At 56.9% G+C, this 19,228-nt stretch carries 19 protein-coding genes; 9 read left to right on the forward strand and 10 right to left on the reverse strand.

All coding sequences use genetic code 11. The features are described from left to right. From K8I84_RS02480 to K8I84_RS02500, 5 genes are all read right to left on the reverse strand, one after another. The gene (locus K8I84_RS02480; RefSeq protein WP_223793139.1) at nt 1-723 is read right to left on the reverse strand and encodes an amino acid ABC transporter ATP-binding protein; all 723 of its coding nucleotides are present in this window, start codon (nt 721-723) and stop codon (nt 1-3) included. Further along, nucleotides 720-1,373 carry an amino acid ABC transporter permease gene (locus K8I84_RS02485; protein WP_223793140.1) on the reverse strand — a complete coding sequence of 218 codons (654 nt, stop codon included), beginning with the start codon at nt 1,371-1,373 and terminating at the stop codon, nt 720-722. Before K8I84_RS02485 ends, K8I84_RS02480 begins: the two co-directional genes overlap by 4 nt. Continuing rightward, nucleotides 1,373-2,038 carry an amino acid ABC transporter permease gene (locus K8I84_RS02490; RefSeq protein WP_223793141.1) on the reverse strand — a complete coding sequence of 222 codons (666 nt, stop codon included), beginning with the start codon at nt 2,036-2,038 and terminating at the stop codon, nt 1,373-1,375. Before K8I84_RS02490 ends, K8I84_RS02485 begins: the two co-directional genes overlap by 1 nt. A 95-nt stretch (nt 2,039-2,133) precedes the next feature. Next, on the reverse strand, nt 2,134-2,952 hold the full coding sequence (locus K8I84_RS02495) for a transporter substrate-binding domain-containing protein (protein ID WP_223793142.1): 819 nt from the start codon (nt 2,950-2,952) through the stop codon (nt 2,134-2,136). Between the two features lie 287 nt (nt 2,953-3,239). Next, nucleotides 3,240-4,055, reverse strand: a complete 816-nt coding sequence (locus K8I84_RS02500) for a pyruvate, water dikinase regulatory protein (RefSeq protein ID WP_223793143.1) — start codon at nt 4,053-4,055, stop codon at nt 3,240-3,242. 166 nt (nt 4,056-4,221) lie between these two features. Between K8I84_RS02500 and ppsA the strand changes: the two genes are divergently transcribed. After that, nucleotides 4,222-6,594, forward strand: coding sequence for a phosphoenolpyruvate synthase (gene ppsA / locus K8I84_RS02505; protein WP_223793144.1), 2,373 nt, complete (start codon nt 4,222-4,224; stop codon nt 6,592-6,594). 28 nt (nt 6,595-6,622) lie between these two features. Next, the gene (rraA, locus tag K8I84_RS02510) at nt 6,623-7,102 is read left to right on the forward strand and encodes a ribonuclease E activity regulator RraA (RefSeq protein ID WP_223793145.1); all 480 of its coding nucleotides are present in this window, start codon (nt 6,623-6,625) and stop codon (nt 7,100-7,102) included. 263 nt (nt 7,103-7,365) lie between these two features. On the opposite strand, the gene K8I84_RS02515 is transcribed toward rraA, so the two are convergent. Continuing rightward, nucleotides 7,366-8,037, reverse strand: coding sequence for a TIGR04211 family SH3 domain-containing protein (locus tag K8I84_RS02515; RefSeq protein WP_223793146.1), 672 nt, complete (start codon nt 8,035-8,037; stop codon nt 7,366-7,368). Between the two features lie 121 nt (nt 8,038-8,158). Then, complete coding sequence (locus tag K8I84_RS02520) at nt 8,159-8,458, reverse strand: YciI family protein (protein ID WP_223793147.1); 300 nt, start codon at nt 8,456-8,458, stop codon at nt 8,159-8,161. Between the two features lie 130 nt (nt 8,459-8,588). Between K8I84_RS02520 and K8I84_RS02525 the strand changes: the two genes are divergently transcribed. Further along, nucleotides 8,589-9,467, forward strand: a complete 879-nt coding sequence (locus K8I84_RS02525) for a PHP domain-containing protein (protein WP_223793148.1) — start codon at nt 8,589-8,591, stop codon at nt 9,465-9,467. On the opposite strand, the gene K8I84_RS02530 is transcribed toward K8I84_RS02525, so the two are convergent. Further along, nucleotides 9,464-10,006 carry a YecA family protein gene (locus tag K8I84_RS02530; RefSeq protein WP_223793149.1) on the reverse strand — a complete coding sequence of 181 codons (543 nt, stop codon included), beginning with the start codon at nt 10,004-10,006 and terminating at the stop codon, nt 9,464-9,466. The two genes, K8I84_RS02525 and K8I84_RS02530, sit on opposite strands and share 4 nt — an antisense overlap. 2 nt (nt 10,007-10,008) lie before the next feature. After that, nucleotides 10,009-13,203, reverse strand: coding sequence for a ribonuclease E (gene rne / locus K8I84_RS02535; RefSeq protein ID WP_223793150.1), 3,195 nt, complete (start codon nt 13,201-13,203; stop codon nt 10,009-10,011). A gap of 609 nt (nt 13,204-13,812) precedes the next feature. Here rne and rluC point away from each other — a divergent pair. The 3 genes from rluC to K8I84_RS02550 are packed head-to-tail and all read left to right on the forward strand — an operon-like array spanning nt 13,813 to nt 16,600. After that, nucleotides 13,813-14,886, forward strand: coding sequence for a 23S rRNA pseudouridine(955/2504/2580) synthase RluC (gene rluC / locus K8I84_RS02540; protein ID WP_223793151.1), 1,074 nt, complete (start codon nt 13,813-13,815; stop codon nt 14,884-14,886). After that, entirely contained in the window at nt 14,887-15,534 is a 648-nt protein-coding gene (locus K8I84_RS02545; RefSeq protein ID WP_223793152.1) for an HAD family hydrolase, read from the forward strand. A 34-nt stretch (nt 15,535-15,568) separates the two neighbouring features. After that, nucleotides 15,569-16,600: a S49 family peptidase gene (locus K8I84_RS02550; protein ID WP_223793153.1), complete on the forward strand. Its 1,032-nt coding sequence runs from the start codon at nt 15,569-15,571 to the stop codon at nt 16,598-16,600. A gap of 2 nt (nt 16,601-16,602) precedes the next feature. Here the strand turns inward: K8I84_RS02550 and K8I84_RS02555 are convergent, their stop codons facing one another. Continuing rightward, nucleotides 16,603-17,208, reverse strand: a complete 606-nt coding sequence (locus K8I84_RS02555; RefSeq protein WP_223793154.1) for a Maf family protein — start codon at nt 17,206-17,208, stop codon at nt 16,603-16,605. Between the two features lie 130 nt (nt 17,209-17,338). Here K8I84_RS02555 and K8I84_RS02560 point away from each other — a divergent pair, with 130 nt between their 5' ends. The 3 genes from K8I84_RS02560 to plsX all read left to right on the forward strand — a co-directional run bounded on the left by K8I84_RS02560 (nt 17,339) and on the right by plsX (nt 19,198). Beyond that, a complete protein-coding gene (locus tag K8I84_RS02560; protein WP_223793155.1) occupies nt 17,339-17,893 on the forward strand; it encodes a YceD family protein in 555 nt (184 codons plus the stop codon). Nucleotides 17,894-17,974: 81 nt separating this feature from the next. Beyond that, on the forward strand, nt 17,975-18,154 hold the full coding sequence (gene rpmF, locus K8I84_RS02565; protein ID WP_022988074.1) for a 50S ribosomal protein L32: 180 nt from the start codon (nt 17,975-17,977) through the stop codon (nt 18,152-18,154). A 42-nt stretch (nt 18,155-18,196) separates the two neighbouring features. Beyond that, a complete protein-coding gene (plsX, locus tag K8I84_RS02570) occupies nt 18,197-19,198 on the forward strand; it encodes a phosphate acyltransferase PlsX (RefSeq protein WP_223793156.1) in 1,002 nt (333 codons plus the stop codon). Nucleotides 19,199-19,228 lie beyond the last annotated feature (30 nt).

Raw genomic sequence — 19,228 nt, forward strand, 5'->3', positions numbered from 1 at the left:
TCAGCGCACCTTTGAAAGGAACTTTTGCGTCAGCGGATTTTGCGGTTCCGTAATGACCTGTTTGGCCTCGCCAATCTCCGCGATTACCCCCTGGTGGAAGTAAGCCACACGATCTGAGACATCCCGTGCAAAGCCCATTTCATGGGTTACGCAGATCATGGTCATGCCTTCGTCTGCCAACAGACGCAGGGTATCCAGAACTTCGCCCACCAACTCCGGGTCCAGGGCGGAGGTCACTTCGTCGAGGAGCATAAAGTCGGGCTTCATGGCCAGAGCGCGAGCAATGGCCAGGCGCTGCTGCTGGCCACCAGACATCCGGGTCGGGTAGACATCGAACTTGTCCCCCAAGCCTACATGCTCGAGCTCTTTCTTGGCGATTTCAATCGCCTCTTCCTTGCTCATTTTCTTGACAATCCTGGGGGCAAGGGCGGCGTTTTCCAGTACCGTCATGTGCGGGAAGGCATTGAAATGCTGAAAGACCATGCCCAGCTTCTGGCGGAGTTTGTCTTTGTTGGTGTCTTTGCTGTGAACATCGACATCATCCACCAGGATCTTGCCCGAGTTGATCGTCTCGATCGCGTTGATGCAGTAGAGCAGGGTCGACTTGCCGCTGCCCGATCCCCCGATCACACTGAGGACCTCGCCGTTGGGCACATCCAGACTGACGCCTTTCAGTACCTCAAGGTCACCAAAGGATTTATGGACATTCTGGACGCTAATCATATTGCCATTTTCCTTTCGAGATACCGCCCGTAATGCGAGAGCGGGTATGAAATTATGAAGTAGAAGAGACCGACGCCGATCAGGATCTCGAGCGGTTGCTGGGTCCGTGAAATCAGCTGTTCCGATGTTCGCAGCAATTCCATGTAGCCGATCACTGAGACCAGGGCTGAGTCCTTGATCACGCTCAGCGCCACGCCCATCCAGGACGGCAGCACCGCGCGCAGGCCGATGGGAAACCGGATGTGGTAGATGGTTTGCCAATAGGTCATGCCCAGCGAGCGGGCCGCGGTTTGCATCGATTTGCTGACGCTTTCGAAGCCGCCGCGGAACACTTCACTCATGAACGCCATGGTATACAGCGAAAGCACGATGGAGCCCGCGACAAACGGATTCATGGGGTGTCCGATGGCACCGACAAACGTAGAGAACAGAATCAGCTGGATGATCAGGGGCACGCTTCTGAGGATGTCCAGCACGCTGCCAAACAGGAAGTTGACCGTCTTGTTGCTTTCCGCCCGCGCGAAGCCGACGATCATGCCCAGCAAGGTGCCGGCTACGATAGCAACCACAGAAATCGTTATCGTGTTCCAGACGCCGGTCAGGATATAACCGGTATCGTCCCAGGACAGGGGTGTAAACAGGGAGTTCATCAGATTTCCCCCTTGAACAGTCTGCGGGAGAGCAGCGATGCACCGAACAACACCAGTTTGGTGATGATGAAGTACATCACGGCTGCCACAATAAAGAATTCAAGTGTTCGGAACGACAGGGATTGAAGCCGCTGGGTCGTACCGGACAGCTCGCTCATTCCCACCAGAATCCCCAGCGAACTCATCAGGATGGACCACACAAACTGGTTCGTCATCGGATGATAGATGCGTCTGAGCATCTGCGGGAGGATGATGTATCGATAGGTTTGAATACTGGTCATGCCCAGAGACTTGGAGGCACTGTACTGGGTGCTGGGAATGGACTGGAAACCTCCCCGGAAGGTCTCTGTCAGGTAGCCCGCATTGATAAAGACCAGGGCGCTCAGAACGGCAACGTAGGGGCTCAGGTGAATGCCGAAAGCTCCCAGTCCGAAATACGCCATGTAAATCTGAAACAGTGCCGGAGTGTTCCGTGCGATCTCGACCCAAACGGTCGCCACATAGCAAAAGGGCTTGCTGTTATTCATTTTGGCGATCGCAAGTAAAATGGCGATCACAATACCCAGTAGCATGGCGAGCACAGAGACGTGCAGGGTGACGAAAGCGCCGCTCAGTAACTCAGGCATCTTCTGGAACACAATGTTCCAGTGAAATTCGTATTCCATACCTTGGCCACTTCGAGTGATTTGAGAGGGCTGGCCAGCAACCCGTTCAGGCTGCTGGCCAGTGGTTTAAGCAGTCACACAAGAGGGTGTGTGCCTTACTTGTTATCCCTCAGGGACTTGATCAGATCGGCAGGTGCATCAGACCCGAAGTACTTGTTGTACGCCTCGTTCATGTTGCCGTCGCGGATCTGGCGAATCAGGAACAGGTTGAGGTAGTTGATCCACGCCACTTCGCTGCGCTTGGCAATGATGCCGACCACGTCGTCGTAGTTGGGTACGTAGGGGCCCGCCTCGAAATCTGCGAATTCCTCGCTCTGCAGCTTGGTCGCGATGTTGGTGTTGGTGGAGATGATCGCATCGACCTTGCCCTGGTAGAGGCCAAGGAACGCATCGTTTTCAGACTTGAAAGACGTGTAGTTGTCTTTGCCCCAGCCATTCTCTTCTGCGTAGGCCAGGTATTCAGTCTCGTAAGTCGTGCCGAGTGCCGCACCGACCTTGAGGTCTTTCAGGTCATCAAACGATTCAATGTTCTTATCCTCGTTGGCGATCACCTGGAATTTGAAAACGAAGTACGGGTAGGTGAAGCCTACGGACTTTGCGCGTTCCAGCGTGTCAGAGGTGGAACCGATAACCACGTCGGTTTTTCCAGACACCAGGGAAGGAATACGATCACCCCAGGTCAGGTTCAGAACGTTCACGTCGACGCCCAGCGCCTCGCCCAGATCGTTGCAGTAATCAACATCAAAACCCGCAGGTTCGTTGTTTTCGTCAAGGTAGCCCATGGGAGGAAAGTCGAGAACCACACCGCAATTCAGGGTGCCTCGCTTGATCACATCGTCCAGCTGATCGGCGGTCGCATTCATGGAAGTGAGCGTGGCGCACGCAAGCGCGATCGCCGTTAGTTTCTTCATCATAATTCCCTTCTCCGGTTCTTTTTCTTTCGTGAGTCGGACATTGCATTATTCTTATGCATTCACAATGTACATATTCAGTCTACATCATAGTTTTTGGTGATTAACACCCTTGATCCGGTACTGGACCCTTAATTTATTTAGGGTTTTCTGGATGGTCCCGGGTCAGACTGCTCAAATCGGCAGATCGTCTTCTGAACTGAGCGGCTTTCAGGAAATCTGGATGGTGAGGTTGGTTATAGCTCAGCCTCAAAAAGGGAGTGGTCCTTTCTTTGAGGCTGATCCGGGGACTAGCGATTCCGCTTCAGCCCGGTGGCGAGCATGATGCGGGTGGATATTTCCTCCACCGAGTAGGCCGTGGTGTTGAGGAACGGGATGCGCTCGCGACGGTACATCAGTTCTATTTCCTCGATTTCGTGCATGCACTGTTTCATGGATGAGTATCGGGAATTGGGGCGACGCTCGTTTCGAATCGTGGCCAGCCGATCCGGCTCGATGGTAAGCCCGAAGATTTTCTGCTTATGGGGCTTCAGAGCTGCGGGCAGCTTCTGGTCGTCAAGGTCTTCTTCGGTGATCGGGTAATTGGCCGCCTTGATACCGTATTGCAGCGCCAGATACAGGCAGGTGGGGGTCTTCCCGCTGCGGGAGGCGCCCACGAGAATCAGGTCTGCCTCATTGTATTGTCGCGTGCGTGCGCCATCGTCGTTATCGAGGGCGAAATTGACGGCGTCGATACGGCGCTCGTAACTTCCTGAATGGTTGATCGAGTGTGACTTGCCAACGGTGTAGGAGGAGGACGATTGCAGCTCCTGCTCCATGGGACTCAGGAAGGTGCCGAAAATATCGACCATAAATCCGTCGGCGTTCGAGATAATGTCCCGGATGTCACTGTTCACAATGGTGTCAAAGACCAGAGGCCGGGCACCATCCACTTCGGCCGCCTTGTTGATCCGGGTGACCATGTCCCGTGCCTTTTCCTCATCGTCGATGTAGGGCACGGTGACGCGCTCGAATTCGATCTTCTCAAATTGTGCCAGCAGGCTGTGTCCAAGTGCTTCGGCGGTCAGGCCGGTGCCGTCAGAGATAAAAAAAGCGGTACGTTTCATGGGCTAAGATCCACTTCCCGATTTGGCTGGTTCCCTAGGTAATCGGCTCAGGTTACAGTATCATACACGCCAAGTTCGAGGCTCCGCAGCGGATTTTCCCCGTTTTTTACTTGATGCCGCTGGCCTGGTTTAGATCTTCGCTTCACAGACTTAAGGGAGACGCGTTTTGGAAGATTACATCATTTGGTTTGATCACCTGGGAATGTCCGATGTGGACCGGGTGGGTGGCAAGAATGCTTCTCTCGGTGAAATGATCAGTAATCTCGCCAACGCAGGTGTGACGGTCCCGGGCGGGTTTGCAACCACCGCTCATGCTTATCGCGAGTTTCTGGCTACCGACGGACTCAAAGACAAGATCGACAACGCGCTGGACGCGTTGGATGTCGACGACGTCAACGAGCTGGCCCGGGTCGGTGCACAGATTCGTCAGTGGGTAATCGATACCGACTTCCCTGAGCCGTTGGAAAAGGCTTTAGAAGAGGCTTACGCCAAGCTTCAGGCTGGTAACGACGGTATGGCCGTGGCCGTTCGTTCCTCTGCCACGGCAGAAGACCTGCCGGATGCCTCTTTTGCTGGCCAGCAGGAAACCTTCCTGAACGTGGTCGGCCTTCAGCAGGTGCGCACCTCCGTTAAGGAAGTGTTTGCGTCTCTCTTCAATGACCGGGCGATTTCCTACCGGGTGCACCACGGTTTCGATCACAAGCTGGTGGCCCTGTCCGCGGGTATCCAGAAAATGGTGCGCAGTGAAACGGCGGCCAGTGGCGTGATGTTTACCCTGGATACCGAATCCGGTTTCCGGGATGTGGTGTTTGTTACCGCGTCCTACGGCCTGGGTGAAACCGTTGTGCAGGGTGCTGTGAATCCGGATGAATTCTATGTGCACAAGCCCACACTGGAAGCTGGTCGGCCCTCGGTTCTGCGCCGTAACCTGGGTAGCAAAGCCATCAAGATGGTGTATCACACCAATGCGGATGCCGATGAGTTTGTTGAAACGGTGAAAGTTGAGCAGGAGGACCGCAACCGCTTCTGTATCACCGACGCCGAAGTTGAAGAGCTGGCCAAGCAGGCCATGATCATCGAGCAGCACTACCAGCGCCCGATGGACATTGAATGGGCAAAAGACGGCGACGACGGCAAGATCTACATCGTTCAGGCACGTCCGGAAACCGTGAAGAGCCGCGCTTCAGCCAACGTGATGGAGCGTTACCTGCTGAAAGAGACCGGTAAGGTGGTGGTGGAAGGCCGCAGTATCGGCCACAAGATCGGCAGCGGCCCGGTCAAGATCATTACCAGCATTAATGAAATGGATCGAGTCCAGGCCGGCGATGTCCTGGTGACCGACATGACCGATCCGGACTGGGAGCCGGTGATGAAGCGCGCGTCCGCTATCGTCACGGACCGTGGCGGCCGCACCTGTCACGCGGCGATCATTGCCCGGGAGCTCGGTATTCCGGCGGTTGTAGGTTGTGGCGACGCAACGGAAATCCTGAAAGACGGGCAGGACGTTACCGTTTCCTGCGCCGAGGGCGATACCGGCATGATCTACGAGGGTGCCCTGGACTTCGAACTGCGGGAAAACACCGTGGATTCCATGCCCAACATTCCCTTCAAGATCATGATGAACGTCGGTAACCCGGACCGTGCCTTCGACTTCCAGGCACTCCCGAACGAAGGCGTTGGCCTGGCCCGGCTTGAGTTCATTATCAACCGTATGATCGGCGTGCATCCGAAAGCCCTGCTGAACTTCGATGGCCTGCCACGGGATATCAAGCAGACGGTTGAGAAGCGTATTGCCGGATATAGCTCACCGGTCGACTTTTACGTGGACAAGCTGGTGGAGGGTATTTCTACCCTTGCGGCAGCTTTCGCGCCCAAAAAGGTCATCGTGCGCCTCTCTGACTTCAAATCCAACGAATACGCCAATCTGATCGGCGGCACCCTGTACGAGCCAGATGAAGAAAATCCAATGCTGGGCTTCCGTGGCGCCTCTCGCTACATCTCCGACACGTTCCGTGATTGTTTCGAGCTGGAATGTCGCGCGCTCAAGAAGGTTCGTGACGAAATGGGCCTCACCAACGTGGAGGTGATGGTGCCGTTCGTTCGTACCGTCGGCGAAGCGGAGCAGGTGGTTAACCTGCTCGCGGAAAACGGCCTGAAGCGTGGGGATAATGACCTGCGTGTGATCATGATGTGTGAGTTGCCGGCGAACGCGCTGCTGGCGGATCAGTTCCTGGAACACTTCGATGGCTTCTCCATTGGCTCCAACGATTTGACCCAGCTGACCCTGGGTCTGGACCGGGATTCCGGCATCATTGCGCACCTGTTTGATGAGCGTAACGACGCAGTAAAGGTGTTGCTGTCCAACGCTATTCAGGCATGCAAGAAGGCCGGTAAGTACATCGGTATCTGTGGTCAGGGCCCGTCCGACCATCCGGATCTGGCCAAGTGGCTGATGGAGCAGGGTATTGATACCGTATCCCTGAATCCGGATTCGGTACTGGATACCTGGTTCTTCCTGGCGGACGAGAAAATCGACTGAGTCTGGATCAAGAAAAGGAGAGCAAGACGTGGCAGACATTATCACCCCGGACCTGTGTGATGAGTTTCCCGAGGTCAAGGTCGTAGAGCCGGGCTTCATTAATTACGGCGGTCGCCGTGCCTTTGGTGGCGAGATCGTTACCGTAAAGTGCTATGAAGACAACTCGGTGGTGAAGGAGCAGGTGGGCCTGCCCGGAAACGGTCGTGTGATGGTCGTTGACGGTGGCGCCTCAAAGCGCCACGCCCTGCTGGGGGACATGCTGGCGGAGAAAGCCGCCAACAATGGCTGGGCTGGCATCATCATCTACGGCTGCATCCGCGACGTGGACGAGATTGGCAAGACCGATCTGGGTGTTCAGGCGTTGGGCACACAGCCAAGAAAGAGTGAAAAGCGTGGTTTGGGGGACCTGAATGTGACCCTGACGTTCGGAGGCGTCACCTTCGAGCCAGGCCAGTATGTTTATGCGGATAACAACGGCATTATCGTGTCCGAGAAGCCTTTGGTATAACCCGTAAGACAAACCCCGAAGCGGCTGACCACCGCTTCGGGTTGCTGATTTCGAATCAGCTTACTTCCTGAATCCTCAGCTCCACCAGATAGCCGTCGCCGTCTTTCTCACACCGAAGAACCTCACTTGTCTCTCCGCCTGAACCAGCATGCCTGCCGTGCTCAGATATCGGCATACTCCGGTGCATTGTGTCTTAAATTTTGATCTCGGAATTCACCTGCATTCGATCGAAATCGCGTTTTTCTGAATGCTCCCTCATCAAGTTACGCCCAATTGTCCGTTTTTCTTGTTGGTTTAAGCATTGGGATGAGGAGCGCCAGTACAACGCCGCCCAATACGAGGCCGGCTCCAAGGAGCATGAAGTCTGATTCCTTGCTGGCCTCCAGCCGTTCATTTTCCGCTGTCAGCACTTCCAGGTCGTTCCTGATCTTCTGGTTTTCTTCCAGCAGTTCCCGATTGCGGCGCTCAAGATTGATGGAGTCTGCGGCGATGCTCTTGATGCGCTGCAGCTCCTCTTTCAGCTCCTGGGACTGATCAGACAGCGAAGCTTCGGAGGATTCCAGTTGATTCCGTTCTTTGGTGGTCGCGGAAAGCTGTTCCTTGACCTGATTCAGTTCGTTGCGAGCTTGTTCCAGCTCCTGGTTTGCCCGGCGAAGCAGGTCTGCGGCAATGGGTGTATCGCTCAGGTACTGGCTGGACACCCAGCCTTCGGTACCCTTGGGTGTCCGGACTCGTGTGTAACCGGTGTCGGTGGTTTCAAGCACCTCAAGAGGGGTGCCGCTTGGAACAGCGTTTTCGATGATGCGGAACTGCGTGCCCGCGCCAGCGCGGACCGGCAGGTAAATCTGGTCGTCAACCCATGCCGTTTTGGCCTGGGCGTGTGCGGTACAGGCGAGGACAAGAAGCACACTGAAGAGGACGCGGAAGATTATCACTGTTTCGTTTCCCTAATCTGAACCGGTGAATATGACAGATGGACAGCCTGCAATTCTGTCACAGATAACGGGGCGATCAATATAGCCGCCATTACAATAAACTCATGGAGTTAGGGCCGTTCTACGGCAGAACAGCCTTGAAAGGCTTTACCGTGACCTTTTCGTAGACTCCCGCTTCAATATAGGGGTCTGCATCGGCCCAGGCCTGAGCGGCTTCCAGTGAGTCGAATTCGGCTACCACCAGACTGCCAGTGAATCCGGCTTCGCCTGGATCCGGTGTGTCGATGGCTGGATGGGGACCGGCTACCAGCAGGCGACCCTCGTCTTTGAGGGTGTTTAGTCGCGCCAGGTGATCTGGCCGTGCCTTCTGTCGAAGCGGGAGGCTGTTTTCGACATCTTCGCTGATAATGGCGTAGTACATGAAGGTCTCCGTTTTTGACGTGCGCTGATCAATGGGCTTTACAGGGAGTGCCCGGGCGCGGCACGATGAACTCTCTGCCACCGGGTGCCAACGGGCGCTCAGCACTTTTTTACCTGAATCAGGATCTGTTGTGACTATACCCCAAGACCTCGCGTTGTGCATTGACCTGCACTGCCACAGTACTGCCTCTGACGGAGCTCTGGCGCCAGCCGCGCTCGTAGAGCGGGCGGCTGAGAGAGGGGTCACTCATCTGGCGCTCACCGATCATGACACCGTCGATGGTCTTGCAGAGGCCCGGTCAGCGGCTTTGTTGCACAACGTGGAACTGGTGCCGGGCGTAGAGCTTTCCTGTCTGTGGAAAAGTCGCACGATTCACGTGGTTGGACTGGATTTTGATCCCACCGATCAGGCATTTCTCAGCGCGATGGATACCCAGAACTCTAATCGCTGGGCCAGAGCCCGGCAAATAGCTGAACGGTTGAGCAAACTTCGGGTGGATGACTTGCTGGCCCGGGCAACGGAGCATGCGGGAGGCGAGGTGCCTGGCCGTCCTCATTTTGCCAAGGTTCTGGTCGAGGCCGGCGTGGTCAGCAATGTGGCGCAGGCGTTCAAGCGCCATTTAGGAGCCGGTAAGCCGGGTGATGTGAAGGCGTACTGGCCAGAGCTGGACGAAGTGGTGGACTGGATTGTTGCGGCCGGTGGCATTGCGGTGCTGGCGCATCCACGCAAATACCAGATGACAGCGACCAAATTGAGGGAGCTGGTTTCGGATTTTCGTAAGGCTGGCGGGCGCGCGCTGGAGGTATCCACATCCGGGCAGTCGAGTGGTGATCTCGGCTTTCTGGCGGAGCTGTGTCGGAGGGACGGCATGCTGGCGTCTCAGGGCAGTGATTTCCACTTTCCCGGCGCTCCGTGGTGTGAGCTGGGCAAAATAATGAAAATGCCAGACGGGCTGGAGCCGGTCTGGCATCATTTCAGAGAACCTGTCGGTGTTCAGGCGCCGGCCTAGTCCGGCGCGTGAAACTGCAGGTAAAGATCAGTCAGGGCGTCAGGGATGGCGTCCGCCATTTGCTGGGCTAGCTTCTCGCTCTTTCGGGCTTTCTCGAAGTCTTCGTCCTCGAACAGTCCCGATAGCGTCAGCATGGGAACCAGCAGGTCGGCGATTTCCTCTTCGGAAGCAACTTCCAGCCACTCCTCCTCGTGCTCCAGGAAGGTGTCGACGAAACCGGCACACCAGTTCTCCAGCGCGTTCATCGGATCGCCGTCTTCCGGTTCTGGAAGTTCCAGGGACTGACCCATGTCCAGTGCGTGGGCCATGCCCTGCGCGAGCTTGTCTGTGCAGAGCTTGAAGATGTCTGGAACGCCTTTGTCGGGCACGTTGTCCGTGCCCGTCGCGAGTCGGAAGATATCTTCTACCGAGAGCTCGACCGGCCCGACAACGCTGGCGCAAACCACTCCGTGCAGGCCAAAGAAGTCCAGGGCCTCGTCCCCCCAAGGCTCAGCAAACAGAATGTCTTCCAGCGCTTCGATGTCGGAATTGGTTACCATGCTCAATTGCTCTCCGCCTTTTTCGCCGCTTCGGCTGCACGCTGCCGCTTGCGAACTTCCCGCGGGTCATTGTAGGCCCGTCCCGGGGTCACCGGTACCTCGGGTTCCGTGGGCTTGGGCGTTGCAGGCGTCTCATCGGCGGCCTTTGCTGCCTGCTGCTCGGGCTTCTTCTGTGGTTCAGGTTTTGGCTCAGGTGCAGCTTTGCTGGGTGCTTCCTTCGCCTTTTCGCCTGACACCTTGTCCGCATCGGGTTTCGGTGCGTATTCTGAAGGCTCTGCCTTGTCTGCCTTTGGCGTGGTCTCGGCCGGCGCCTCTGGTTTGGCTGTCTCCTGTGTAGGAGTCGGCGCTTGCTGTGGCTTGCTCTCGGGGGCCTTTTCCTTTGCCGGAGCCTTCTTCTGGTCAGAGTTTGCCGCTTGTTTTGGCTCTGGTGTCAGCTCCTTCTTTGGCTCCGCAGCAGCAGAGTTTGCCTTTTCCGCCGAAGGCGACTGGGGGGTTGGCTCTGGCTTGGTAGCGGGTTCCGCTTTCTCGGCGGGTGCTTTAGCTCCTGCCTCTTCGCTCTTCCTGGTTGTGTCAGCGCCCGGCTCAGGCTTGGTGTCACCGCTTGCTTCCGGCTTGCTGACTTTCTTCGCCGCCGCATCGGACTTGGGCTTGCGCTGAGGGCGCGGCTTGCCGGTCCTTTCTTTTGCCTTCGGTGCTTCTTCCGTTTTCGCGGACTTCTGGTCGTTACTGTCCGCAGTCGCCGCTGGCTTGGATTCCGGCGCCTTCTCCGCTGGTTTCTCGTCGGCCGGCTGCTCCGTCTTCGCTGCAGGCTCGATTTTAGCGAGTTCCTTGGATGCGGGCTTTTCCTGCGGGGCAGTTGCCTGCTTGGCCTCGATGGTTTCGTTTACCTTGGTGTCTACAGCCGCTTCAGCGCCAACAGGTTTCTCGGGTTGGGTGTCGCGCTGGTGCCTTTCGCTGCGGGTAGTTTTACGCTCGGCCGGAGTTGTGGTCGGCGTTTCGCTTGGCGTACCGTCCCGGCCCCGCTGGCGGCGTGGTTTGCGACGCTTGTCTTCGGCTCCGGGCTTGTCGCTGCCAGAAGTTTTCTTCGCAGTTTCCTGTTGGGCCTTCTGGTCGCGGGTGTCTTTCTGGTCCCGTTGTGGCTTGTTTCGGCCACGTCCGCGACCCTGACCTTGACCTTGACCTTGACCTTGACCTTGACCGTCACGACGTCCTTCCGAGCTCTTGGATTCGGGGCCTTTATCCGACGTCTGGCGGTTCTGGTTCTTGCTGGCCTGGTCGTCGTTGCGATTCGGTTTGCGACCGCGATTGTCGTCGCCGCGGCTTTGCTGGCCACCCTGACGACGTTCGTTACCGCTGCGCTTTCCGCCCGTACGCTGGTCGTCCCGCGCTACGCGGGTTTTGCGGCGATCCTGGCGATTCTGGTTCCGACGATCCTCACGGTTGCTGCGGCTTTGCTTGCGGGCTTCGTCGGTCTCTTCCGCTTCGGCACCAAAGAAATTGGCAATCTTGCGGCCAAGACGACGGAACAGTCCGGTTTCTTGCTGTTCGTCGTTTTGCGCCGGGGCAGCGGCGGGGGCGGGTGCCGGTGCGCTGGGTCGGATTGCCTTGACGGCAGCCTGTTCGCGGGCCGGGCGCTCCTGTGTGGAGGTCTCGAAGGTTTCCTCCTCGCGCTCGTTGTACTGCTCGGCTACCTGGTGGCTGGAGACATGCTCCGGCGTTGTTTCGTCTTCCCGCAGTCGAAGCACTTCGAAATGCGGCGTCTCCATGTGCGGGACCGGTACAACCACCACGCTGACTTTCTGTCCGCTTTCGATGTCGGCCAGCTGCTTGCGTTTCTCGTTAAGCAGGAAGGTTGCCACGGATACGGGAACCACCGCCCGGACTTCGCCGGTTTTGTCTTTGGAGGATTCCTCATAGATCAGGCGCATGATGCTCAAGGCGAGGGATTCGATGCCGCGGATCGTGCCCTGTCCTTCACAGCGGGGGCACACCTCGCTGCGGGTTTCGCCCAGGGATGGGCGCAGGCGCTGTCGTGACATTTCCAGCAGGCCAAAGCGGGAAATCTTGCCAACCTGCACGCGAGCGCGGTCCAGTTCCAGGGCTTCGCGGATCTTCTGTTCCACCTCGCGCTGGTGTTTGGCTGGGGTCATGTCGATGAAATCGATAACGATCAGTCCGCCCATATCCCGCAGGCGAAGCTGGCGCGCGATTTCCTCGGCTGCTTCCAGGTTGGTCTGCAGCGCGGTTTCTTCGATGTCCTGCCCTTTGGTGGCGCGGGACGAGTTGATGTCGATGGAGACCAGTGCTTCCGTCGGGTCGATCACGATCGAGCCACCGGAGGGCAGTTTTACCTCGCGCTGGAAGGCTGTTTCGATCTGGCCTTCGATCTGATAGCGGCTGAACAGGGGAATTTCGTCCTTGTACAGCTTGATCTTGTTTTCGAAGGTGGGCATCACTGCGCGGACGAAGCTCAGTACGTCCTCGTGGACGGTCTCGGCATCAATCAAGACCTCGCCAATGTCCTGGCGGAGGTAGTCGCGAACGGCGCGGATAATGACGTTGCTTTCCTGGTGAATCAGGAAAGGCGCTTTGCGCTCGCTGGCCGCCTGGGTGATGGCTTCCCAGAACTGGACCAGGTAGTCGAGGTCCCACTGGAGTTCTTCGGTGGTGCGGCCAATGCCGGCAGTGCGAACGATGATGCCCATGGATTTCGGGACTTGCACGTCGTTCATGGCTTCTTTCAGCTGAGCGCGCTCTTCGCCTTCGATCCGGCGGGAGATGCCACCGGCCCGTGGGTTGTTGGGCATCAGGACAAGGTAGCGGCCTGCAAGGGAAATGAAGGTGGTCAGTGCGGCGCCTTTATTGCCACGTTCTTCTTTGTCCACCTGGACAATGACTTCCTGGCCTTCGGAAACGGCATCCTTGATATTGATCTTGCCTTCGATCTGGCCCGGAGATTTCTTGAAATACTCCTTGGAAATTTCTTTCAGGGGCAGGAAACCGTGTCGATCAGCACCGAAATCCACAAAAGCGGCTTCGAGGCTGGGCTCAACTCGGGTGATTCGGCCCTTGTAAATGTTGGCCTTTTTCTGCTCGCGGGAGCTGGATTCGATATCGAGATCAAACAGGCGCTGGCCGTCCACCAGCGCGACGCGCAACTCTTCAGGGTGAGTTGCATTTATGAGCATTCTTTTCATGGAGAGAAAGGATTCCTGTCGATTAGTGTTGACAGAAAACCGGAGGAGCTCGCATCAGCGAAGCGGGATGTGCGTGCCGCGGACGATCGCGCAGGGTAGGCGCGGGTCGGCGGCCAGACGAATCAGGCCTCCTGGGCCCTTGATTCTATTGGTTTTAAACCACCTGGTTTTAAACCACCGCCGACAGTTCGACTGCGCTTACGCAGTGAGAGGTCGATTGAGTTTTTTGTCTGTTGACGCATGTTATCCGTTTTCAGGTTCACTCAGGTGCCTGGGTCTCACGTCGTGTTTCTTCTCTGGACGGCCCGGCCCTGGGTGACAATGATTCTTCGCTATGTTGCCCGTCGGTTTTCCGCACGGTTTCTCTACTCCCGGGGCAGGGGAACGGCCTTTACTGGTCCGCCCTGAGTTTCCGGGGGTAATTCCTAAGCCGGGCCCCGATAGCGAATGGGGCGCGGCGTTCAAACTCTCGAGTAGTCTCTGTATACTTCTGCCGCTGCGGTTCCTGGCATGTTGTCCAGACCGTAGACATACGGCAGAGCACGCCGGAATATAACAGTATTCAATGTGCCGATCAATCCTGCATTCATCTGTCAACTAAGGAATTTCATGGCTCGCCATCCCCGGCCCAAAAAGCCCGGCCGAAAACCTCCGCAGCAGGCTGTCCGGTCTCGCCCGAACGAACGGCGACGAACTGCTGGCCCTGAAAAACACCCGGAACAGCGTGGGGAGGGCCGTCCGGAGGTGCAGTGGGTAACGGTCGATGAGGATGGGGCCGGTCAGCGGGTCGATAACTTTCTGCTGGCGCAGCTCCGTGGGGTTCCCAAGAGCATTGTTTACCGTATTGTCCGTAAGGGTGAGGTAAGGGTGAACAAGGGCCGAGTGAAGCCGGATACTCGCCTCAAGGCCGGTGATGAAGTGAGAATTCCGCCTATTACCCGAAAAGAAAAGCCTCCGCAGGTTGCGCCGGGACGTCGGGTGCAGGGCGTGATGGAGCAGGCCGTCATATTTGAGAACGAGCATATGCTGGTGGTCAACAAGCCTTCTGGTATAGCGGTTCATGGGGGTAGTGGCCTGAGTTTTGGGCTGATTGAAGTGCTGCGTTCCGCCAGGCCGGAAGCGCGATTCCTGGAGCTGGTGCATCGGCTGGACCGCGACACGTCGGGCCTGGTGATGATTGCGAAAAAGCGGTCTGCTCTCAGATTCTTGCAGGATGATTTGCGCCAGAAGCGGGTGCAGAAGTTCTATCACGCGCTTGTCGCAGGTGACTGGTCGTCGTCCGTCAGTAGGGTGGATGCGCCTTTGCTTCGATATGAAATGCCGAATGGTGAGCGGCGTGTGAAGGTGGATGACGAAGGTAAGGAATCATTGACGACCTTCCGGTGCCTGAAGCGATTTGCCGGTTACAGTCTGGTCGAGGCCAGCCCTGTTACCGGTCGGACTCACCAGATTCGGGTGCACTGCGCCTTCGAGGGTCATCCGATCGCGGGCGATGACAAGTATATGGATGATGTCAGCCTCAAAGCGTTCCGCGCCGCCGGTGGTCAGAGATTGATGCTCCATGCCCGTGCATTGGAGTTCAGGCTGCCGGATTCCGGTGAAAAGGTCCGGTTGGAGGCGCCTTACGATGAGGCGTTCGAGCAGACGTTGCGGTTGCTGGAAGCGCGAAACAGGAAGTCTTGAATGGATATTAAAGCGGTCATTTTTGATTGGGACGGTACCTTGGTGGATTCCGTGGATCATATTGCGGATAGCTTGCATCAGGCGGCGACAGAGCTCGGGTATCCGGCTCTGGAGCGGGAGGCCTACCGGGATATCATCGGGCTGGGCATGGTGGAGGCGCTGGGGCGCCTGTATCCGGGCATCGAGCACGAAGAGATGTTGGCCATCCGGGAGCGTTACGCCACTTATTTCTTCAGCAAGGTGACGACGCCCCAGAATGTGTTCGATGGTATGGCGGAGGTTGTTGCCGATATTCGTCGTTCGGGCTTGGGTTGCTCCGTGGCGACAGGTAAAAGTCGTCGAGGGCTGGAGCAGGCGCTCACCTCCAGTGGTCTTGGGGTGCATTTTGATATCACCCGGTGTGCGGATGAAACGCGCTCGAAGCCAGACCCAAAAATGCTGGAAGAAATACTGGATTTTTATGGGATTGAGCCGAAGAATGCCGTGATGATTGGCGATACCCGTTACGACCTTGAAATGGCGCAGCGCATCGGAATGCCGTCGATTGGTGTTGAGTGGGGTGTGCACAAAAGGGATGTTCTGGGTGATTATGAGCCTCACGCCGTCGTGGATACCGTCAGTGATTTGCGGGCCGTACTGGGTTTGTGAGCAATCTCGTTTTTGCAGTTGATGGAGTAGCTTAATGAGTGATTGGGAATCGGAAAAGTCTCCGGAGTGGGGCGATAAGCCGGTCGCTTCCGAGCGGTCGTCGGCCAAAGGTGGAATGAATCTTCCGCCTGAGTCCGGGCGTGACTGGAAGTTGATTGAAAAGCTGGTGTTGTCCCTGCAGGCTGAGCAGCGCAAGAGTCGGCGCTGGGGAATCTTTTTCAAGTTCCTGACCTTTGCTTACCTGTTCGCTCTGCTGTTTATGTTCAAGTTGCCGGTGGGTGACACGATCGAGGGAGTGACGGGTAAGCACACGGCGGTCGTGGCAGTGGATGGGCCAATTGCTGCCGATGAGCTGGCCAGTGCCGATAATGTCGTTGGAGCGCTGCGCTCGGCGTTCGAGGCAGAGAATTCAGCGGCCGTGGTGCTGCGGATTAACAGTCCCGGTGGCAGCCCGGTGCAGTCCGGCTATATCTACGATGAGATCCGGCGTCTGCGCGACGAGTACCCGGATAAGAAAGTCTATGCCGTTATCTCCGATATCGGAGCATCCGGAGCCTATTACATCGCCTCTGCGGCTGACGAGATCTACGCCAACCGTGCCAGCCTTGTCGGTTCTATAGGCGTGGTGGCCGGTGGCTTTGGCTTCACCGAGGTGATGGAAAAGATCGGGGTGGAGCGTCGCTTGTACACGGCCGGTGAAAACAAAGCGTTCCTTGATCCATTCTCTCCCGAGCGTCAGGAGGAGGTGTCTTTCTGGGAGAATGTGCTTGAAAACACCCATCAGCAATTTATTGAAGCGGTGAAGTCGGGCCGGGGCGAGCGTCTGACAGAGGACGAGCGGCTGTTCAGCGGTCTGGTGTGGAGTGGTGAGCAGGCGGTCGAGTTGGGGCTGGTGGATGGTCTCGGCAGCACGTCCTGGGTGGCTCGTCAGTTGGTGGGTGAGGAAGAGCTGGTGGACTACAGCCGTCGCAAGTCCCCGCTGCAAAATCTGGTTGACCAGCTGGGCGTTGCGTTTGGTGAGGGTTTTGCCGCCCAGATGATCCAGTCCCGGTTGGAGCTTCGATAGCGTTAGTTTGTTGTCGGCTCCAGCAGCGGGTTGCGGCCCCATTGCCTGAGCATGTCGATCAGGGCGATGAGCGGCAGGCCAATCAGGCTGTTGGGGTCCCGCCCATTCAGTGATCGGAAAAGAGTGATGCCGAGGCCCTCCATCTTAAAGCTGCCGGCACAATCGTAAGGCTGTTCCCGGTTCAGATAGGCTTCAATCTCAGTGGTGTCGAGGTCCCGGAAGTGAACCTCAAAGGGCTCGCAATGCATCTGAAGCCGGTTGGATTGGCTGTCGAGCAAAGCCAGGCCCGTCAGGAACAGGACGCTCTGGCCGCTGCTCCGGCTCAATTGCTCCACTGCCTGTTGGTGAGTGCCGGGTTTGTTCAGCAAGGTGCCGTCCGGAAGACTGGCGACCTGGTCGGAGCCTATGATCCAGTGCTGGTTGTATTCCCTGGCAAGAGTTCGCGCCTTGCTTTCGGCCAGTCGGGTGGCCAGTTGCTCGGCGGTTTCGCCGTTTATCGGTGTTTCGTCGATGTCCGGACTGGCGCATTCAAAAGGCAAGCCCAGGCGTTCCAGCAAGGCCCTTCGATAAGGCGATGAGGATGCCAGCAGCAGGGTGGATGTGGTCATGGTTGTCGATCTCTTTTGTCGTGTTTCGCCATGGACTTATCGTAGAATACACCTATCCACACCAAAACCCCGCTCAAAACATAACGAAGTCTTTGACAGCGGGGAGTCACCCCCCTAAAATTGCGCGCCTATGTCAAAAGCGTCATGCGCCGGTTTGCCCAAGTCTGTCGACCCTTACAAGTTGGCGGAGCAGCACAGCACACTGGAGGGAGAGATTCCTCTCAGTGCTTTGACTCGTTTCCGGGAAGCAGTTTCGGAAGTGAGCGAGACGGCTGTGTGCAGCGTCAAGCTGTCCTTTTATATGGACGGTGAGCGCAGACGAATTGTTTCGGGTGAGCTGGGAGCACCAGTAATCCTGGAATGTCAGCGTTGCATGGGTAACATGCAGGTAACGCTGAGATCTGAGTTTACGCTGGGCCTTGTGACCAGTGATGAACAGGCACAACGGTTGCCGAAAGATCTCGAGCCGTTTCTGACGGACGATTTCAGTGCAGACTTGTGGTCTATGGTGGAAGACGAGTTGTTACTGGTTCTTCCGCCGTTTCCGCTGCACGAGCGGAGCGAATGCCCGGCGAAAGAGGATCTGGAAGCCCTGGAGCCCAAAGGGGAGTCCGACGCGGAGACCGCTCCAGCGAAGGAGAATCCTTTCAGCGTGCTGGCGGATCTCAAGAAAACGAAACATTGAGCAGGTGCGCACACCTCTAAGAGGGCGACGCATCGGTACGAACACACACTAGCTTTACGTAAAAAGGTCAGGAGCAAAATCATGGCTGTACAGCAAAACCGAAAGACCCGTTCCAAGCGGGGCATGCGCCGTTCCCACGACGCTCTGAGCACTGCCGCTCTGTCCACGGACGCGACAACTGGCGAAGTTCATCGTCGTCACCACGTCTCTCCGGACGGTTTCTACCGCGGAAAGCAGGTAGTAGAAGCGCGCGACGAGTAAATCTCTCGTGATTTGCACCGCCCGGTATCGGATGGATAGACGGTGAATCCCGTTACCATCGCAGTAGATGCTATGAGTGGTGATCGCGGCCCCGATGTTGTTGTTTCGGCAGCACTGGATGCGGTACGCGATAACGAAGCCTTGAGTCTTATTCTGGTTGGAGTCCGGAGTGAGCTCGAGGCTTTGTTGTCTGGGGAGCATAGTCGTATCCGTATCGTGGAAGCGGCTGATGTGGTGCGCATGAATGAGCGCCCGTCCCATGCCCTGCGACACAAGAAAAACTCGTCCATGGCCATTGCGCTTAGCCTGGTCCGCGACGGCGAGGCCCAAGGTTGCGTGAGCGCCGGTAACACCGGGGCGCTTATGGCATTTGGGCGATCCATCATCAGGATGCATACTGGCATTGAGCGTCCTGCCATCTGTAAGCTCCTGCCTTCACTGCGTGGTCGCTGTCATGTCCTTGATCTTGGTGCGACAGTCGACGCTTCCGCGGAAAATCTTTACCAGTACGCCCTGATGGGGTCGCTCATGGCTTCGGCGATCTCTGGTCTGTCCGAGCCTCGGGTAGCTCTTTTGAATGTGGGGGAAGAGGAGATTAAGGGGAATGAGCAGGTACGGTTGGCCTCTCATCTCCTGGCTCAGTGCGAAACGGTAAACTACATCGGCTATATAGAAGGAAGTGACCTGTTTCGGGATGTCGCTGATGTGGTTGTTTGCGATGGGTTTGTGGGCAATGTTGCATTGAAAACCGGCGAGGGTGTTGCTGGCTTGCTGATTGATTTGATCGAGCAGGCCTTTACTCGTGGTGCCTACGGCCGGTTTGTTGGTTTCCTTGCTCGACCGATTATCGGGCGACTGTTGCGACTGATGGATCCTGCCCGTCATAACGGTGCCAGCCTGCTGGGTTTGCAGGGCGTGGTGATCAAGAGTCACGGCAATGCCAACGAACGTGCCATGCTGGCAGCCATTCGTCAGGCGGTTCGTGAAGTGGATATGGAAGTTCCCCAGCGCATCAACGAACGACTCGACGACCTGTTGGTATAGTCTACTGAGACTAAAGTCTGTCTGGCCCGG

The sequence above is a fragment of the Marinobacter sp. F4216 genome (assembly GCF_019931195.1).
In the GTDB taxonomy this organism is placed as follows: domain Bacteria; phylum Pseudomonadota; class Gammaproteobacteria; order Pseudomonadales; family Oleiphilaceae; genus Marinobacter; species Marinobacter suaedae.